Genomic DNA, 16347 nt, shown 5'->3' on the forward strand with positions numbered 1-16347 from the left:
GGAGAGTAGGACGCCGCCGAACAATCATTGTGGGAAAGCCCCGCACCAGCCCTTCACGGGCATGGTGCGGGGCTTTTCTGCGTTCACCGGCCGAAAGCCGTCGTAGGACAGATATGGGCGTGCGGGTGCATCGGCGTGCGTGATTGGATCCGCTGTTATGGACAAACACGTGATACGGCCGGTGCGGAGCGACGAGTGGGAGAAGGCGAAGGAGCTGCGGCTCATCGCGCTCCGGGATCCGGCGGCTGCCGTTGCCTTCCTGGAGACGCTGGAGCAGGCCGAGGCGCAGCCGGATGAGTTCTGGCAGGGGCGGACGGAGCGGGCCAGTCGGGGACGGGGCGCGCGGCAGTTCGTCGCGGAAGCCGCTGACGGGCAGTGGGACGCGTCGGTGACGCTGCTGGTCGAGGGGGCCGGCGTGCCGGACTACTTCGGTCAGATGGTCGAGCAGGAGCAGGGCCACCTGGTGGGGGTCTTCGTGCGGGCCGAGCAGCGGGGGACCGGCTTGACGGAGGCGTTGTTCGAGGCCGCGCTGGAGTGGGCGTGGTCGTTGGAGGAGCCGGCGGTGGAGCGCGTACGTCTCTTCGTACACGAGGAGAACGCGCGGGCCGAAGCCTTCTACCGGCGGTTCGGCTTCCGGGAGAGCGGGCAGACCGTGCCCATGCCGGGGGACCCGGACGGGGCGAAGGAGCGGGAGTACGTGTTCGCGCGGCCCGAGCAGCGCTAGTGGTGCAGGCGGGAGCCGGCGGGGGTGAACTCGGCGGCCTCCGGCCAGCGGGCGCGGGCCTGTTCCCGGCTCCGGCAGAGGGCGAGGAGGGGGAGCGTGTCGTCCTGGAGCAGCTCGGGGAGCTGCGGGATGGGGGCGACCGCGGCGACGTCCTCGAGGATGAGGGTGAGTGGTGGGTCGAGCCGACCGTGGGATGACCTGGCGGCCATGCGACGGCCGTGCTCGACCACGCTCGCGGCGAGTGCGGTCAGCAGGGGCATCGCACCCGGGTGGGTACGGGGGTCTTCCAGGGGTTCACCCACCACATAGAGGGTTCCCCCCTCGGTGACGAACGATGCCAGGGTCAGCGTGTCTGTTCGATTGGGATTGCACGCTTCGCGGATGTGGACCGAGCTGAGGCAGGCGAGGGCACGGGCCGTCAGGTGCTGGGCCTGCTCGCGGCGTTCGGGGTGGGCGGTGAGGGAGCTTTCGAGTTCGCCTGCGGCGCCGGGTGTGGCCTGCGGGTGAGTGCGGAGGATGCGGACCGGGTCCTGGGCGCTGCTGCCCTGGGCCCAGCGGTGGAGCTGCTTGAAGGGGCGGTCGTCGAGGGCGGCGGCGTGGAGCCAGCTGCGGAGGAGGGTCTCAGCCGTGTCGGCGATGGCGGCGTCCATGCGGGCCTGGGGGCGTACGGGGGCCAGCAGGGCGGTGGCGCGGGCGGCGGCGGTGTCGCGGTCGGTGCAGCCGTCGGTGGGGTTCCAGTGCATGCGGGCCGGGGTGTCGCAGAGGTGTGAGGGGTCGTAGAGGAGGACCGGGCCGAGTTTGGCGCGGGCGTCCTTGGTGGCGGACCAGAAGGTGGGGGAGGAGGTGACGACGAGGGCCGCGCCTTCTGTTGCGGCGAGGAGGGTGGTTGCCGCGATGTGGCGGGTGGGGGGTGGGGCGTAGGTGAGGCGGGGGGTGGGTGCCGGTGCCGGTGCCGGTGCGGCGCCGTTGCTGGGGGCGCTGCCCCCAGGCCCCCGCGCCTCAAACGCCGGCGGGGCTGGAGGGGGCGCCTCAAACGCCGGCGGGGCTGAAGGGGGCGCCTCAAACGCCGGCGGGGCTGGAAGGGGCGGCGGGGTTGGAGTTCGCGGGTGGGCCGCGCGGCGGCGGGTGCGGGTGCGGGTGATGAGGCCCATGGTGAAGATCGTGAGGACCAGCAGGATCAGGAGCTGGCTGATGAAGAGGCCCCAGAAGAGGCCCCAGCCGGAGAGGGCTGTGGGGTCGGTGTCGGGCCAGGCCGCGGCGATGTCGTGGGGTTGCGTTATCAGGGCCCGGACGGCCGCCGGGGTACGGGTGAAGGTGACCGTGTCCGGCCAGGCGCCCTTCGCGAAGAGGGCTGCCAGGCCGGTGGTCGTCCAGATCAGGACGGCGAGGCCGAGGAGGAAGGCCAGGAGGCCGACCAGGACCCCGTCGGGGATGCCGCCGGGGCGTGCGGGCGGGTCCGTACGTCGTGGGTCGGGCATGCCTACGCCACCGTGGTCGCCGAGCCGGGGCCGCCGTTGCGATGGCGTTCCATGCGCAGGGCGCGCTGTTCCGCTTCGAGTTCGGCGGCCAGCAGGTCGTCGGGGAGCTGCGGGACGGAGGATTCCGTCATGGCGCGGTCGGTGTAGACCAGGGGGCGTTCGGCTTCTGTGATCAGGTGTTTGACGACCTGGACGTTGCCGTTGACGTCCCAGACGGCGATGCCGGGGGTGAGGGTCGGGATGATTTCCACGGCCCAGCGGGGCAGGCCGAGGACGCGGCCGGTGGCGCGTGCCTCGTCGGCCTTCTGGGCGTAGATGGTGCGGGTGGAGGCCATTTTGAGGATGGCCGCGGCCTCTCGGGCCGCGGCTCCGTCCACGACGTCCGAGAGGTGGTGGACGACGGCGACGAAGGACAGGCCGAGGCGGCGGCCGAACTTGAGGAGGCGCTGGAACAGCTGGGCCACGAAGGGGCTGTTGATGATGTGCCAGGCTTCCTCGACCAGGAAGATGCGCTTCTTGCGGTCCGGGCGGATCCAGGTGTGTTCCAGCCAGACGCCGACGATCGCCATCAGGATCGGCATCGCGATCGAGTTGCGGTCGATGTGCGACAGGTCGAAGACGATGAGCGGGGCGTCGAGGTCGATGCCGACGGTGGTGGGGCCGTCGAACATGCCGCGGAGGTCGCCGTCGACCAGGCGGTCGAGGACGAGGGCGACGTCGAGGCCCCAGGCGCGGACATCGTCTATGTCGACGTTCATCGCTTCGGCGGATTCGGGTTTGGGGTGGCGCAGCTGTTCCACGATGTCGGTGAGGACGGGCTGGCGGTCGACGATGGTTTCGACGACGTAGGCGTGAGCGACCTTCAAGGCGAAGCCGGAGCGTTCGTCCAGGCCGTGCCCCATGGCGACTTCGATGATGGTGCGGAGCAGCGCGAGCTGGCCGGTGGTGGTGATGGCCGGGTCGAGGGGGTTGAGGCGGATCCCGTCGTCGTTGGCGGCGATGGGGTCCAGGCGGATGGGGGTTATCCCCAGCTGCTGGGCGATGAGGTTCCATTCGCCGACGCCGTCTTCGCCCTGGGCGTCGAGGACGACGACCTGGCGGTCGCGGAAGCGGAGCTGGCGCAGGACGTAGGTCTTCTCCAGGGCGGACTTGCCGTTGCCGGATTCGCCGAGGACCAGCCAGTGGGGGGCGGGGAGCTGTTGCCCGTAGAGCTGGAAGGGGTCGTAGATGTAGCCCTTGCCGCTGTAGACCTCGCGGCCGATGATGACGCCGGAGTCGCCGAGGCCGGGGGCGGCGGTGGGCAGGTAGACGGCCTGCGCCTGGCCGGTGGAGGTGCGGACGGGCAGCCGGGTGGTTTCGACCTTGCCGAAGAGGAAGCTGGTGAAGGCGTCCGTCAGAGCGGACATGGGATCTCGCATGGGCGGCACTTCCCTCCAGCTAGCGTCGGATGCCGGTGGCGAACGGCAAGGTGTTGACGAAGGCGCGGTGGTGCTCGCGGTCGCACCATTCGAGTTTCAGGTAGGACTTGCCGGCCGAGGCGCGGATGGTCCGCTTGTCGCGGGCCAGGGCCTCGGGTGAACGCGAGGACACCGTGATGTACCCGACGAGGTTGACTCCTGCCGCACCGCTGGCCAGATCTTCACCCCTCTGGTCGAGCCGGCCGTGGGCGGCGATGTCGCGGGGGTCGACGGTGCGGTTCATCTTGGCGGCGCGGCTGGCGTCGGCCTCGTCGTTGGTCTTTTCGGTGAGCATGCGCTCGATGGCCACTTCGGTGGGCTCCAGGTCCATGGTGACGGCGACGGTGCGGATGACGTCGGGGGTGTGGACGAGGAGGGGGGCGAGGAAGTTGACGCCGACGGGGGTCATCGGCCATTCCTTCACCCAGGCGGTGGCGTGGCACCAGGGGGCGCGGGTGGAGGACTCGCGGGTCTTGGCCTGGAGGTAGGTGGGTTCGACGGCGTCGAGTTCGGCGGGCCAGGCGTTGCGCTTGGTCATGGCCTGGATGTGGTCGATGGGGTGGTCCGGGTCGTACATGGAGTGCACGAGGGAGGCGAGGCGGCCCTGGCCGAGGGGCTGGCGGACGCGGATGTCGGCTTCGGCGAGGCGGGCGCAGATGTCGGTGAGTTCGCGGGCCATGACGATGGCGAGTCCGGCGTCGCGGTCGAGTTTGCGGCCCTTGTGGGGGGTGGAGGCGCGGGCGATGGTGTGGGCCTCGGCGGCGAGTTCGCGCGTGTAGTGCATGCAGGCGACGAGGTAGGCGCGGTGCTGCTCGGAGGAGGTGGAGACCATCGACTGGAGCTGGTCGTAGGAGTCGCGCAGCCAGGCGGGGGCCTTGGTGTCGCCGCGCTGGGCGACGTCCTTGGCGTGGGCGTCGGGGTCGGCGGGGAGGGTGCGGGCGAGCATCTGGAGGCGGGTGACGAAGCCGTCGCCGTTGGCGACGTGCTTGAGGAGGGTGCCGAAGCGGTCGACGAGGGCTTCTTGGTCCTCGCTGTCGCGCAGGCCGACGCCGGGTCCTTCGATCTCGATGGCGGCAGTGACGGTCCTGCGGTCGGCGTGGAGGAGGACGGCGATCTCGTCGGGGCCGAAGGGTGCGGCGAGCCAGTTGATGCGGCCGATGCCGGGGGGCGGGCCGACTTCGACCTCGCGGCCGTCGGCGGCGCGGACGCCAGCTTCCATGGCGCCGGAGCGGTAGGCGGCGCCGCGGCGCAGGGTGCGCTTGTAGCTGCGGTTGATCTCGAACCACTTGTAGAAGGTGCGGCCCTTGTAGGGGACGTACACGGCGGCGAGCGCGAGCAGGGGGAAGCCGGCGAGGCTCACGATGCGCAGGGCGAGGTCGGGGACGAGCAGTCCGCTCATCATGCCGAAGAACGCGCCGACGATGATCAGGGCGATCTCGCCGGTTTCGCGGTTCTTGCCGACGATCGCGTTCGGCCTGGCGCGGCCGATGAGATACGTGCGGCGGGGCGCGACCGGGTGGAGCTGGTGGGACTGGGTCGTCAACGCCCGTCACCTCCTGTGTTCCTCGTACTCGATCCAGTGCGGGGCGCGGGTGCGGCGGAGGGGACAGTTCCGCCGCCGGATCCGCCGCCGGAGGTGGGGCGGCTGCTGTGGGCGGCCACGCCTCCGGAGATGGGGTTGGCGGGGCGGGGGGCGCCGCCGCCTTCGCCGCCGCCGGCGCGGTGGGCGCCGCGGCTGCTGTGGGTCTTGATGCCCTGGGAGACGAGGGAGGCCGGGGAGCTGATGACGGCGGCTGCCTGGGCGCCGTCGGTGGCCTTGCTGCGGTTGGAGCGGGCGGAGGCGATCTCGTCGCCGAAGCCGGGGACGAAGCGGTAGATCATGGCGGAGGCGAAGATCGCCAGGAGGATGATGGCGAGGCCGGAGACGACGGCGGAGAAGGCGTCGGGGCCCTTGTCGCCGGCCAGGGCCCCGGCGAGGCCGAGGACGATGACGATGACCGGTTTGACGAGGATGACGGCGATCATGATGCCGGCCCAGCGGCGGACGTGGCCCCACATGTTGCGGTCGACGAGGCCGGCGTAGACGACGGTGCCGAGGAGGGCGCCGACGTAGAGGAGCGCGGCGCGGATGACGAGCTCCAGCCACAGGACGCCGGCGGCGAGGACGGTGACGAGGGCGACGACGATCAGCATGATCGGGCCGCCGCCGATGTCGTCGCCCTTCTTGAGGGCTTCGGCGAAGGAGCCGAAGAAGACGTCGCCCTGGCTGCCGGTGGCGGTGGCGATGACTTGGGTGACGGCGTCGGTGGCGGAGACGACGGTGTAGAGGATGAGGGGGGTGAAGGCGGAGGCGAGGACGGTGAGCCAGAGGAAGCCGATGGCTTCGGACATGGCGGTGGTGAGGGGGACGCCGCGGATGGCGCGCTTGGCGACGGCGAGGAGCCACAGGACGAGGGTGAGGATGGTGCTGGCCGCGAAGACGACCGCGTACTGCTGGAGGAAGGCGGGGTTGGTGAAGTCGACGGTGGCGGTGCCCTTGATGGCTTGTCCGAGTTTGCCGATGATCCAGGCGGCGGCGTCGGCGCAGCCCTTGGCGAGGGAGGCGAGGGGGTTGATGGCGTCGGGGGTGTTGGTGGTGAGACCGGTGTTGGGGCTGCCGGTGGGGCTGCCGCCGACGCTGCGCTCGCAGGATTCCTTGAGCGGGCCGATGACCCCTTCGCACTTGCCGGCGCCGGGGGCGGACGTGCTCGGAGATGGGGACGGGGAGACCGGGGGGCTGGGTGCGGCGTAGGCGCGGGCGGAGAGCAGGACCAGGCCGACCTGGAGGGCCGCCGCCACGGCGCCGATACGGCGGGCCGCGTGTGCGCGGGCCGCGGAGCGGGTGCCGGCCGGGGCCGTCAGGGAGGTTCCGGTCGAGAGGGGGGCGCGGCTACCGGGCATAGGTGAACCCTCCGAACTCCTTGACGGCCTTGCTGATGTCGTCGGACGTGGAGGCGGGGACGTCGCCGGGGACGGGGGCGGGGCCGTCCTGCTGGGTGTCGGCGTTGACCTTCCAGTCCTCGCCGGCCCAGGTCAGCTCGAACGTCCAGGTCTTCCAGGTGGTGCGCACGGGGTCGGTCGACTTGGGGCCCGACATGCCGAGCAGGCCCGTGTACCAGACCGCGACTTTCGCGTTGGTGGCGCTGTAGCTCTCGACGCGGGTGCCGATGGGGACCGCGCGGGTGACGAAGGTGCTGCCCTGGGGCGGGTTGCCGTCGGCGTCGAGGCCCAGGCCGGCGAGGAGTGCGGGCGAGTAGGAGGTGTCCTGGGTGCCCTTGCGGGCGGCGGCCGCCGCCGGGGTGTAGACGGTGTCCATGATCGCGTGGCGGAGGTCCCGCTTGAGCATGGCGTCGGAGCCGAGGGCGACCGTGTAGTTGGCGGCCGCGGACTGGGCGCCCTGTTCGGTGTGGGCGAAGCCGCGGGGGATGCCGTTGGTCTTGGTGTCCACCGGTGGGGTGCCCGTGGGGCAGGTGGGAGTGGCGGCCGGGGCCTTGTCCGAGGAGGGGGGTGGGGTGGTGTCCCCCGACTGGTTCGCGAACGCGATGGCGGCGATGAGGAGGACCACGACGCCGACGACCGTGATCAGCCCGCGGGAGGCGCGGGGCGCGCGGCGGGGGGCGCCGTAGGGGTCGGAGGGGGCGTCCGGGAGGCGGGTACGGGTCTGGCCCGTGCCGCCGACCTCGCCGTGGCCGCCGCCACCGTACTGGTCGTCGCTGCTCATTCCGTGTCCGCCCCCTCCGCGTCGTACGACGGTAGCGCTCGTGGCCGCGTCGCCGCGGTGTGTTGATTCGCCATCAGGTACGACGGCCGGCGGGCGGCACGGCTAGACGGCCATTCCGTAGACGATCGTGAAGAGGGTGCCCAGGGAGCCGATGATGAAGACGCCCGTGAGTCCGGCCACGATCAGGCCCTTGCCCTGTTCCGCGCTGAACGTGTCGCGCAGGGCGGTCGCGCCGATGCGCTGTTTGGCCGCGCCCCAGATGGCGATGCCGAGGCAGAGGAGGATCGCGACGGCCATGACCACCTCGACCATGACCTTCGCTTCGTTGCCGAGACTGCCGAACGGCCCCCAGTTCGGGGCGATTCCGCCGATGATGGTGGTGATGTCGCCCTTTTCGGCTGCCAGGATCATGTAACTCACCGCCCCAGTATGGGTAGTTCCGGTAGCCCGTGCCCGACGGCAGGGGTTACGCACTATCTTCGCTGATGAAACCGGCCTCGTCGTCGACTTGGCGGCTCTCTTTACCCGATCTCCCGGCCGGCCCCGCCTCGTTGCCCTGACCTGGGCGGGGGCGGTGGGTATACGGAAGAACGTATGGTCACTCTGTGTATCACGAGGGGTGACGCCGGGCAATGATTGCCGTCCCGGCGTGCGGCGGACCCGATCGAGTGGCGGCCGTTCGGCGGAGCGGCGCGAGGGGGGCGCAGTGGGGCGCGGTGGGGGCGGCCGGCTCAGGCCCAGTGGGCGGGGCGGGTCAGGGACGGGGGGATGCGGGTGGCGGGGGAGCCGTGGGCGGCGTTGAGCTGGGGCTGGGTGAGGAAGAGTGCCTCGCGCAGGTCGGCGTCGCGGAGGTTGGCGTCGCGCAGGTCCGCGCCGATCAGGTCGGCCGTGCGGAGGTCGGCGCCGGTGAGGTCGGCGGCGATCAGGTAGGCGCCGCGCAGGTTGGCTCCGCGCAGGTCGGCGCCCTTGAGGCGGGCGCCCATCAGGTCGGCGCCGCGGTGGTTCTTCTTCCGGCCGGGGACGGTGGCCCGGACCAGTTCGCTCGTCTTGAGGAGCAGGGTGTTGATCTCCTGGCGCAGGGCGCCGACGTCGAAGGGGGCGAGGGCGTCCGCGTCGGCGAAGGTGGCGTCCGTGGTCGTGGCGAGCGCCGCGCGCAGCTCCTCGTGGAGGGGGGCGGCCGCCGGGAGGGCGAGGGCCTCGGTGAGGTAGCGGAGCAGTTCGTGCAGCTGCCGCATGACGGGGAAGACCTCGAACATCTGACGGGCGGTGCCGGGGTGGCTGCGCCAGTCGCGGCCGCCGAAGGTGACCTGGGAGACCTGCTGGCCCGCGCCGAAGCAGTCGAAGACCGTGCAGCCCTGGAAGCCCTTGTCGCGCAGCGCGGTGTGGATGCCGCAGCGGAAGTCCTGGCGGAGGTTCTTGCAGGGGGTGCCCGCCGCCTTGTTCACGGCGAAGTCGGTGGACTTGGCGAAGGGCAGGGCGACGCAGCAGAGCGCGAAGCAGTTGGCGCAGTCGGCGTGCAGGGCGGGGGCGGGGTTGGTCGACACCCTCCCATTGTCCCCGGTCGCGGGGTAGGGGTGGTGCCGGTGGTTACCTCTGGGTAGCGTGCGGGGCATGGGTGCTGCTGAGGGGTTCTTCGAGCGGGTCGGCGCCGGGCGTTTCGTGGCCACCGCCTTCACCCGCGGGCCGTGGGACGAGCGCTCCCAGCACGCCGGGCCGCCGGCCGCGCTGCTCGGGCGGGCCGTCGAGGAGCGGCCCGGGGCCCGGGCGGACATGCGGATCGCGCGGATCACGTACGAGATCCTGCGGCCGGTGCCGATCGGCGCGCTGGAGGTGACCACCAGCGTGGTGCGCGCGGGCCGCGGTACCGAAGTGGTGGAGGCCGCCCTCGCCCCGGCGGGGGCCGCGCCGGTGATGCTCGCGCGGGCGCTGCGGATCCGGGTGGCGCCGGAGGCGGTGCCGGCGGTGGCGCCGGGGCCGGAGCTGCCCCCGCCCGGCGAGGTGGCGGAGACTCCCTTCGAGCTGCCGTGGGAGACGGGCTACCACACGGCCATGGAGACCCGCTTCGCCGCCGGCGCGTTCGCCGAGCCGGGGCCGGGCACCTGCTGGATGCGCATGAGGGTGCCGCTGATCGCGGGGGAGGAGACCCGGCCGCTGGACCGGGTGCTGATCGCCGCCGACTCGGGCAACGGCATCAGCGCGGTGCTGGACTTCGGCAGCTACCTCTTCGTCAACGGTGACCTCAGCGTCCACTTGCACCGCCATCCGGTGGGCGAGTGGGCGTGCGTGGAGGCCCGTACGAGCGTGGACGCGGCCGGGATCGGGCTCGCCGACGCGCGGCTGCACGACGAGAAGGGGCCCATCGGGCGCAGCGCGCAGAGCCTGTTCGTGGCGCCGAGGTAGGCCGAGGCGGGGGGCCGGGCCGGCCCCTGCGCGGGGCGGGGGAGCCGGCGTATCCGGATGATTTCGGCCAGCACGTGGCCGGGAAGACCTGGAAGGCTTTTCCGCTCGCCGACGACCCCGGAGACTGGACGGGGAGTTCAGCGGTGTCGGGGGACGGTCCGAACGGGTACGCGAGCGTCCGCTGTTCCGGCTTCCGGGTGGGTTAGTCAGGTTGTCGGCGCGGGAGACGGGAATGACCCGTCGAAAACGGGTGGTGTGGGGGAGGGTTGACGGGTGCGCAGATTCTGGATGGCAGGCGGGATCGGAATCGGAGTGGCCCTGAGCTTCCTCGTGCTCCTCGTCGTGGGGACGTACTCCGCGGCGGCGGGCCTGGTGGGCGCGGGGGCGGGCGGCAGGGCGCTGGGGCTGGCGAAGGGCGCCGTGCCCGGGAAGTACCAGGCGCTGGTGCAGAAATGGGGCACGTTGTGCCCGGCGATCAGTCCGGCGCTGCTGGCGGCGCAGCTGTACTCGGAGAGCGGCTGGAACCCCAATGCGGTCAGTCCGGCGGACGCCCGGGGGATCGCGCAGTTCATTCCGGGGACCTGGGCGGGGCACGGGGTGGACGGTGACGGTGACGGTGACCGCGACATCTGGGACCCCAACGACGCCATTCCGTCGGCGGCTTCGTACGACTGCGAGCTCGCCAAGGACGTGGCCGGGGTGGGCGGCGACGCCACGGGGAACATGCTCGCGGCGTACAACGCGGGCTCGTACGCGGTCATCAAGTACGGCGGGGTGCCCCCGTACAAGGAAACGCAAGGGTACGTAAAGGCGATTACCACACTGGCGAAGAGCTTCGAGCGGCCGCTGGGCCGCGTCTCGCCGTCGCAACAGGCGTCCGGGGCGCTGTATTTCGCGCAGAAGCAGCTGGGGACGCCGTATCTGTGGGGTGGCAACGGGACGCCCGACCAGGACGGGCGGTTCGACTGCTCGGGGCTGACCAAGGCGGCGTACGAGTCGGTGGGCGTCGAGTTGCCCCGGGTGGCGAACGACCAGTACAACGCCGGTCCGCACCCCTCGCGGGCGGAGCTGCTCCCCGGTGATCTGGTCTTCTTCTCCGACGATCTGACGAACTCTCGGGACATCCGGCACGTAGGGATCTACGTGGGTGGCGGCTACATGATCAACGCCCCCTACACGGGCGCGGTGATCCGCTTCGACAAGATCGACACGCCTGACTACTTCGGTGCGACCAGGGTCACGAAGGACGGCGCGGAGGCGCTTCCGGAGCGGGCGGCGGATGTCCGCGCGGCGTCGTGACGGTGCGTTAAGCATGGGCCCTGAGCTGCGACGATCAGTCACTCTTGGATAACGTTGGAGTGATCATCCCGTGGAGAGTGGAACGTACGTGCCACGACGGGCGTTCCATGGGCACAGGAGTTGATCGGCGGAGGTTGACGGAGCGTGCGCCGGGTGCGTCCGCACGGACCTAGGCAAGGGCAAGGGACCGCATCACCATGGCTGGACTCACGACCGGTGGGCCGAACGTGGATGTAAGCCTGCTGTACGAGATCAACGGCCTGGCCCGGCGCGCGCCGGACTGGATCGACCGCGCGGTGAGCGTCGTCGGCGACTACGGGATCCCGCTGGCGCTGGTGCTGCTGGTCCTGTGGTGCTGGCGCGGGGTCCGGCGGCAGGACGAGGCGAGCGCGGCCGAATCGCTGGCCGCGCTGGTGTGGGCGCCGCTGGCGGCGGGGATCGCGCTGCTGGTGAACGTGCCGCTGCGGGAGCTCGTGGGGCGGCCGCGGCCGTACCTCCAGCACGAGGGGCTGGAAGTGGTGGGCGGGACGGGGGCCGGCGGGGGGTTCGGCGGGGCCTTGTTCTCGTTCGTCAGCGGGCACACGACGCTGGCGATGGCGCTGGGCGTGGGGATCTTCCTGGCGAACCGGCGGTTCGGGCTGATCGGGATCGGGCTGGCGCTGCTGGAAGGGCTGTGCCGGGTGTACATGGGCGTGCACTACCCGACGGACGTGGTGGGCGGGCTGGCGCTGGGGACGGCGGTGGTGCTGGTGCCGGCGCCGTTGGCGATGGCGGTGCTGGGGCCGGTGTTGCGGGGGCGCGGGCGGGGGCGGGTGGTGGCGCGGCCGGTGGTGGGGGCCGGGGTTGAGGCGGGGGTACGGGAGAAGGACCTGGCGGCGTAGGCCCTGGCGCGGCTTTCGGGGCCCCGGCCCTGGGTGGCGGGCGGTGGCGTCTGCGGCGCCGTTGCGCGGAGCGGTCCCGGCTGCGCCGGGCGTTCTGGGGCTCCGCCCCAGGGCCCGCGCCTCAAACGCCGGCGGGGCTGAAAAGACCGCCTCAAACGCCGGCGGGGCTGGGTTGGCCCCGGCGGGGCTGGAAAGACCGCCTCAGACGGCCCGCCTAGCCGGGGTGTGGGGGCCAGAGGGTGAGGGCGGTGGCCAGGAGGAGGCAGAGGGCGGCGGCCGTGAAGAGGAGGCGGATGGCCACGGGGCGGCGGCGGGTCATCGGTCTTCCGGGTCGTCGCGGCGGTAGCGGGAGCGGAGCCAGAGGCCCGTTGCTACGGCCGCGGCCGTGGTGACGGCGATGGCGAGGGCCACGTCGGCCGGGCCGTCCGCCGAGCCCGTCGGGCGGGCCCATGCCGTGGCCGGGGTCATGGCGACGAGCGCCACGGCCCAGACGAGCGCCGCCAAACGGAGTCCCCGTCGAGGTGCTGGCATGAGTCAAGGGCAACCGGTGCCGGGCGGCCCGGCCAGCCGGGGCCGTCCGAACGGGCGACGCGCCGGGCTACCCCGCCGCGTGCCGGGTGGCGTCCCTGCGGGCCAGGTCTCTGGAGCGGCGGGCCGGGCCGGTCCAGCCGCAGCTGCAGACGGCCAGGCAGAACGAGCCGCGTTCGGCGGTGCTCGTGGTGTGCGCGGGCTCCCCCGGGTCGCGGGGCAGCGGCACAGCGGTAAGCGGAGGAGTCAGGCTCGCTTCGGTGTGCGGGTCCACCCCACCACGGTACCCGGCCCGGCCCCGCTCCGGTAACGCCGCAGCCCGTGACGGGAAACCCCCGACCTCGTTAAACGGAACGGGTGGGGCCTCGGGCAAACAGCGGGCACACGTTGGGGGTTGGCAGGCGATGGTGGTGCACCAGCACAGGCGGCGACGAGGGCGCGCGGGTGAGGCGGCGCTTGCCGTCGGCGTCGCGGTGGCCGTGGCCGTGACGGCCGGCTGCGGCGGCCCCGCGAGCGGTGACGACCGGCCCCCGCAGGACCCGGCCGCGGTGGTCCGCGGCGCCGCCGACGCGCTCACCGGCGCGGGCAGCGCGCAGGCCCGTACGGCGATGGAGATGGCGACCGGCGGGACCCGGGTCACCATCCGCGGCGAGGGCGGGGTGGACTTCAAGAGCCGGATGGGCCAGCTGCTGGTGATGCTCCCGGCCGATGTGACCGGGAAGGCGGAGCACCGGCCCATCACCGAACTCCTCGTTCCCGGCGCGCTGTACATGAAGAACCGGGGGGCGGGAGTGCCCGCCGACAAGTGGGTGCGCGTGGACACGACGAGCCTCGCCGACGGGAACCTCGTCACCGGCGGTGCCACCGACCCGTTGGCCGCCGCCGAGCTGTTGCGGGGCGCGCAGCAGGTCACGTACGTCGGCGAGACCGACCTGGCGGGCACCAAGGTGCGGCACTACCAGGGCACCACCGATATCGGGCGGGCCGCGCGGAGCGCCTCGCCGGGGGTCAGGGGCGCATTGGAAGCGGCGGCGAAAGGGTTCAGCAAGGACACGGTCCCGTTCGACGCCTATCTGGACATGGAGGGGCGGCTGCGCAAGGTCCGGCACCGCTTCAGCTATGTCAACAATGGCGTGATCGATGTGTCGTCGACCACGCTGCTGTACGGGTTCGGGACGCCGGTGACCGTCAAATTGCCGCCAAGCGGGGACATTTACGCCGGGAAGATCGCCGAATAGCCGGGCCGTGCGGCATCGGCCGCGCGATCGGGCCATGGCCCGGTATCCGGAAATGGTCCATCCGGGTCATGCGCGCCGCGAGGGGCGCTCCCTACGCTGGGAAGCCGGGCGGCAAGAGAGCGGCAGAGAGAGGTGACACGCGTGACTCCCGTGTGCGGTACGACGGTGCAGGACCACGTGGCGCTTGCCGAGATCGAGCTGTGCGGTGAGCTGATCATCGCGGCCTCGACGGCGGGCGAGGAACGGCTGAGTCAGGACCGGATCGACGAAGTGCTGATGGGCATCGGGCTCTGAAGCCCTCCCCGGACAGGGGCCGGGTCCGGGGCCGGGCAGCGGCCGCGGCGGCGGTCGGCCGCCGGGGCCCTCGGGCCGCGCTCGGGTGCTCAGGTGCGCAGCAGCCGGGCGATCGCCTTGGTCGCTTCCTCGACCTTGGCGTCGATCTCGGTTCCGCCCTTGACGGCCGCGTCCGCGACGCAGTGCCGCAAGTGCTCCTCCAGCAGCTGGAGCGCGAACGACTGGAGCGCCTTGGTGCTCGCCGAGACCTGGGTGAGTATGTCGATGCAGTAGACGTCCTCGTCGACCAGGCGCTGGAGTCCGCGGATCTGTCCCTCGATCCGGCGCAGCCGCTTGAGGTGCTCGTCCTTCTGGTGGTGGTAGCCGTGGACGGGCGCCGCGGCGACCCCGCCGGCTCCGGGGCCTTCCGCCTCGATGGTCGTCATGCGTCCTCCCGTGGTCCGGACGAGGGATGTATACCCCTCATGGGTATAGGGTACTGGGCCGCGCCCGAGGGGCAGGGGTCCGTTCTCCCCACTGTGCCTGATGGAGGACACTGGGGAACCGCCGGTTAGCCGTGGCCGGGGGATGCGCCTAGCATCAGCCTGACCGAATCCAATGCAGCCCGAGGACCTCACGTGCGATTTCGTCTGACCCCCAGGGAGACGAGCTTCTACGACATGTTCGCCGCATCCGCGGACAACATCGTCACGGGCTCGAAACTCCTGATGGAACTGCTCGGAGCGGACTCCTCCGCCCGGGCCGAGATCGCGGAGCGGATGCGGGCTGCGGAACACGCCGGGGACGACGCGACCCACGCGATCTTCCACCAGCTGAACTCCTCCTTCATCACGCCGTTCGACCGCGAGGACATCTACAACCTCGCCTCGTGCCTCGACGACATCATGGACTTCATGGAAGAGGCGGTCGACCTGGTCGTCCTCTACAACGTGGAGGAGCTGCCCAAGGGCGTCGAGCAGCAGATCGAGGTACTGGCGCGGGCCGCGGAGCTGACCGCCGAGGCCATGCCGCACCTGCGGACCATGGAGAACCTGACCGAGTACTGGATCGAGGTCAACCGCCTCGAGAACCAGGCCGACCAGATCCACCGCAAGCTGCTCGCCCAGCTCTTCAACGGCAAGTACGACGCCATCGAGGTGCTGAAGCTCAAGCAGATCGTCGACGTGCTGGAAGAGGCCGCCGACGCGTTCGAGCACGTCGCGAACACGGTGGAGACCATCGCGGTCAAGGAGTCCTGAACCTCGTGGACACCTTCGCGCTGATCGTGACCATCGGTGTCGCGCTCGGCTTCACGTACACCAACGGCTTCCACGACTCGGCGAACGCGATCGCGACCTCGGTCTCGACGCGGGCGCTGACCCCGCGGGCCGCGCTCGCCATGGCCGCCGTGATGAACCTGGCCGGTGCCTTCCTGGGCAGCGGCGTGGCCAAGACGGTCAGCAAGGGGCTGATCGAGACGCCGCAGGGCAACCGGGGCATGTGGATCCTGTTCTCCGCGCTGGTCGGGGCGATCATCTGGAACCTCGTCACCTGGTACTTCGGCCTGCCGTCGTCCTCCTCGCACGCCCTCTTCGGCGGGATGGTCGGGGCGGCGCTGGCGGGCGGCATCGGCGTCATCTGGAGCGGGGTGCTGGACAAGATCGTCATCCCGATGTTCCTGTCACCGGTGGTCGGCCTCATCGTGGGTTACCTGGTGATGGTCGCGATCATGTGGATGTTCCGCCGCTCCAACCCGCACAAGGCCAAGCGCGGCTTCCGGATCGCGCAGACCGTCTCGGCGGCCGCGATGGCCCTCGGCCACGGTCTCCAGGACGCGCAGAAGACCATGGGCATCGTGGTCATGGCGCTGGTCATCGCCGATGTCCAGTCGGCGGGCGCCCCCATCCCGGTGTGGGTCAAGTTCGCGTGCGCGGTGATGCTGTCGCTCGGTACGTACGCGGGTGGCTGGCGCATCATGCGCACCCTCGGCCGCAAGATCATCGAGCTGGACCCGCCGCAGGGCTTCGCCGCCGAGACGACCGGCGCGTCGATCATGTACACGGCTTCGTACCTGTACCAGGCGCCGATCTCCACCACCCACGTGATCACCTCGGCGATCATGGGTGTGGGTGCGACCAAGCGGGTCAACGCGGTCCGCTGGGGCGTCGCGAAGAACATCATCCTCGGCTGGTTCATCACCATGCCGGCCGCGGCCATGGTCGCCGCGGTGTGCTTCTGGATCGTGGACCTGGCCATCATCGGCTGACGCCCCCGCCGGCCGGCCGGCGGGCGGTACGAAAGCGGGCCGG

18 protein-coding genes are annotated in these 16347 nt (G+C 71.4%); 8 read left to right on the plus strand and 10 right to left on the minus strand.

All coding sequences use genetic code 11. The annotated features are described in order from the left end of the window. Window positions 1–157 precede the first annotated feature (157 nt). Complete coding sequence (locus tag ACZ4M3_RS27595; protein WP_467737057.1) at window positions 158–724, plus strand: GNAT family N-acetyltransferase; 567 nt, start codon at window positions 158–160, stop codon at window positions 722–724. On the opposite strand, the gene ACZ4M3_RS27600 is transcribed toward ACZ4M3_RS27595, so the two are convergent. The 7 genes from ACZ4M3_RS27600 to ACZ4M3_RS27630 form a co-directional block, all read right to left on the minus strand. Then, a complete protein-coding gene (locus ACZ4M3_RS27600; protein WP_467737059.1) occupies window positions 721–2202 on the minus strand; it encodes a P-loop NTPase family protein in 1482 nt (493 codons plus the stop codon). The genes ACZ4M3_RS27595 and ACZ4M3_RS27600 overlap by 4 nt on opposite strands. A 2-nt stretch (window positions 2203–2204) precedes the next feature. Next, window positions 2205–3620 (minus strand): ATP-binding protein, encoded by a 1416-nt coding sequence (locus ACZ4M3_RS27605; RefSeq protein WP_467737061.1) that lies wholly within the window; start codon window positions 3618–3620, stop codon window positions 2205–2207. 19 nt (window positions 3621–3639) lie between these two features. Next, window positions 3640–5202 (minus strand): SCO6880 family protein, encoded by a 1563-nt coding sequence (locus ACZ4M3_RS27610; protein WP_453356140.1) that lies wholly within the window; start codon window positions 5200–5202, stop codon window positions 3640–3642. Next, complete coding sequence (locus ACZ4M3_RS27615; protein ID WP_467737063.1) at window positions 5199–6599, minus strand: hypothetical protein; 1401 nt, start codon at window positions 6597–6599, stop codon at window positions 5199–5201. Before ACZ4M3_RS27615 ends, ACZ4M3_RS27610 begins: the two co-directional genes overlap by 4 nt. Next, window positions 6589–7419 carry a DUF8175 domain-containg protein gene (locus ACZ4M3_RS27620; protein WP_467737065.1) on the minus strand — a complete coding sequence of 277 codons (831 nt, stop codon included), beginning with the start codon at window positions 7417–7419 and terminating at the stop codon, window positions 6589–6591. The genes ACZ4M3_RS27615 and ACZ4M3_RS27620 overlap by 11 nt, the downstream gene beginning before the upstream one ends. A 102-nt stretch (window positions 7420–7521) precedes the next feature. Next, the gene (locus ACZ4M3_RS27625; protein ID WP_136213834.1) at window positions 7522–7830 is read right to left on the minus strand and encodes a hypothetical protein; all 309 of its coding nucleotides are present in this window, start codon (window positions 7828–7830) and stop codon (window positions 7522–7524) included. Window positions 7831–8150: 320 nt separating this feature from the next. After that, a complete protein-coding gene (locus ACZ4M3_RS27630) occupies window positions 8151–8963 on the minus strand; it encodes a pentapeptide repeat-containing protein (RefSeq protein ID WP_467737067.1) in 813 nt (270 codons plus the stop codon). A 67-nt stretch (window positions 8964–9030) separates the two neighbouring features. Between ACZ4M3_RS27630 and ACZ4M3_RS27635 the strand changes: the two genes are divergently transcribed. From ACZ4M3_RS27635 to ACZ4M3_RS27645, 3 genes are all read left to right on the plus strand, one after another. After that, window positions 9031–9819 carry a thioesterase family protein gene (locus ACZ4M3_RS27635; protein ID WP_467737069.1) on the plus strand — a complete coding sequence of 263 codons (789 nt, stop codon included), beginning with the start codon at window positions 9031–9033 and terminating at the stop codon, window positions 9817–9819. A gap of 288 nt (window positions 9820–10107) precedes the next feature. Continuing rightward, window positions 10108–11118, plus strand: coding sequence for a C40 family peptidase (locus tag ACZ4M3_RS27640; protein WP_467737549.1), 1011 nt, complete (start codon window positions 10108–10110; stop codon window positions 11116–11118). 197 nt (window positions 11119–11315) lie between these two features. Beyond that, on the plus strand, window positions 11316–11999 hold the full coding sequence (locus ACZ4M3_RS27645) for a phosphatase PAP2 family protein (protein WP_467737071.1): 684 nt from the start codon (window positions 11316–11318) through the stop codon (window positions 11997–11999). A 315-nt stretch (window positions 12000–12314) separates the two neighbouring features. Here the strand turns inward: ACZ4M3_RS27645 and ACZ4M3_RS27650 are convergent, their stop codons facing one another. Both ACZ4M3_RS27650 and ACZ4M3_RS27655 read right to left on the minus strand, forming a co-directional pair. Then, window positions 12315–12530: a hypothetical protein gene (locus ACZ4M3_RS27650; protein WP_467737073.1), complete on the minus strand. Its 216-nt coding sequence runs from the start codon at window positions 12528–12530 to the stop codon at window positions 12315–12317. Window positions 12531–12597: 67 nt separating this feature from the next. After that, window positions 12598–12801, minus strand: a complete 204-nt coding sequence (locus ACZ4M3_RS27655; RefSeq protein WP_467737576.1) for a hypothetical protein — start codon at window positions 12799–12801, stop codon at window positions 12598–12600. A gap of 130 nt (window positions 12802–12931) precedes the next feature. Between ACZ4M3_RS27655 and ACZ4M3_RS27660 the strand changes: the two genes are divergently transcribed. Together ACZ4M3_RS27660 and ACZ4M3_RS27665 are read left to right on the plus strand one after the other, a co-directional pair. Further along, window positions 12932–13765, plus strand: coding sequence for an SCO4651 family lipoprotein (locus ACZ4M3_RS27660; protein ID WP_467737075.1), 834 nt, complete (start codon window positions 12932–12934; stop codon window positions 13763–13765). Window positions 13766–13906: 141 nt separating this feature from the next. After that, entirely contained in the window at window positions 13907–14059 is a 153-nt protein-coding gene (locus ACZ4M3_RS27665; RefSeq protein ID WP_467737578.1) for a hypothetical protein, read from the plus strand. A gap of 89 nt (window positions 14060–14148) precedes the next feature. Here the strand turns inward: ACZ4M3_RS27665 and ACZ4M3_RS27670 are convergent, their stop codons facing one another. Further along, the gene (locus ACZ4M3_RS27670; protein ID WP_329196972.1) at window positions 14149–14484 is read right to left on the minus strand and encodes a metal-sensitive transcriptional regulator; all 336 of its coding nucleotides are present in this window, start codon (window positions 14482–14484) and stop codon (window positions 14149–14151) included. A gap of 192 nt (window positions 14485–14676) precedes the next feature. Between ACZ4M3_RS27670 and ACZ4M3_RS27675 the strand changes: the two genes are divergently transcribed. Both ACZ4M3_RS27675 and ACZ4M3_RS27680 read left to right on the plus strand, forming a co-directional pair. Next, on the plus strand, window positions 14677–15297 hold the full coding sequence (locus tag ACZ4M3_RS27675; protein ID WP_150519007.1) for a DUF47 domain-containing protein: 621 nt from the start codon (window positions 14677–14679) through the stop codon (window positions 15295–15297). Between the two features lie 5 nt (window positions 15298–15302). Continuing rightward, on the plus strand, window positions 15303–16304 hold the full coding sequence (locus tag ACZ4M3_RS27680) for an inorganic phosphate transporter (protein WP_467737078.1): 1002 nt from the start codon (window positions 15303–15305) through the stop codon (window positions 16302–16304). Window positions 16305–16347: the final 43 nt, after the last annotated feature.

The sequence above is a fragment of the Streptomyces sp. NPDC026522 genome (assembly GCF_055567555.1).

Coding starts and splice junctions, on each gene's coding strand:
- ACZ4M3_RS27595 (WP_467737057.1), top strand. CDS start 158: ATGGACAAACACGTGATACGGCCGGTGCGGAGCGACGAGTGGGAGAAG.
- ACZ4M3_RS27600 (WP_467737059.1), bottom strand. CDS start 2,202: ATGCCCGACCCACGACGTACGGACCCGCCCGCACGCCCCGGCGGCATC.
- ACZ4M3_RS27605 (WP_467737061.1), bottom strand. CDS start 3,620: ATGCGAGATCCCATGTCCGCTCTGACGGACGCCTTCACCAGCTTCCTC.
- ACZ4M3_RS27615 (WP_467737063.1), bottom strand. CDS start 6,599: ATGCCCGGTAGCCGCGCCCCCCTCTCGACCGGAACCTCCCTGACGGCC.
- ACZ4M3_RS27620 (WP_467737065.1), bottom strand. CDS start 7,419: ATGAGCAGCGACGACCAGTACGGTGGCGGCGGCCACGGCGAGGTCGGC.
- ACZ4M3_RS27625 (WP_136213834.1), bottom strand. CDS start 7,830: ATGATCCTGGCAGCCGAAAAGGGCGACATCACCACCATCATCGGCGGA.
- ACZ4M3_RS27635 (WP_467737069.1), top strand. CDS start 9,031: ATGGGTGCTGCTGAGGGGTTCTTCGAGCGGGTCGGCGCCGGGCGTTTC.
- ACZ4M3_RS27640 (WP_467737549.1), top strand. CDS start 10,108: ATGGCAGGCGGGATCGGAATCGGAGTGGCCCTGAGCTTCCTCGTGCTC.
- ACZ4M3_RS27645 (WP_467737071.1), top strand. CDS start 11,316: ATGGCTGGACTCACGACCGGTGGGCCGAACGTGGATGTAAGCCTGCTG.
- ACZ4M3_RS27650 (WP_467737073.1), bottom strand. CDS start 12,530: ATGCCAGCACCTCGACGGGGACTCCGTTTGGCGGCGCTCGTCTGGGCC.
- ACZ4M3_RS27660 (WP_467737075.1), top strand. CDS start 12,932: ATGGTGGTGCACCAGCACAGGCGGCGACGAGGGCGCGCGGGTGAGGCG.
- ACZ4M3_RS27670 (WP_329196972.1), bottom strand. CDS start 14,484: ATGACGACCATCGAGGCGGAAGGCCCCGGAGCCGGCGGGGTCGCCGCG.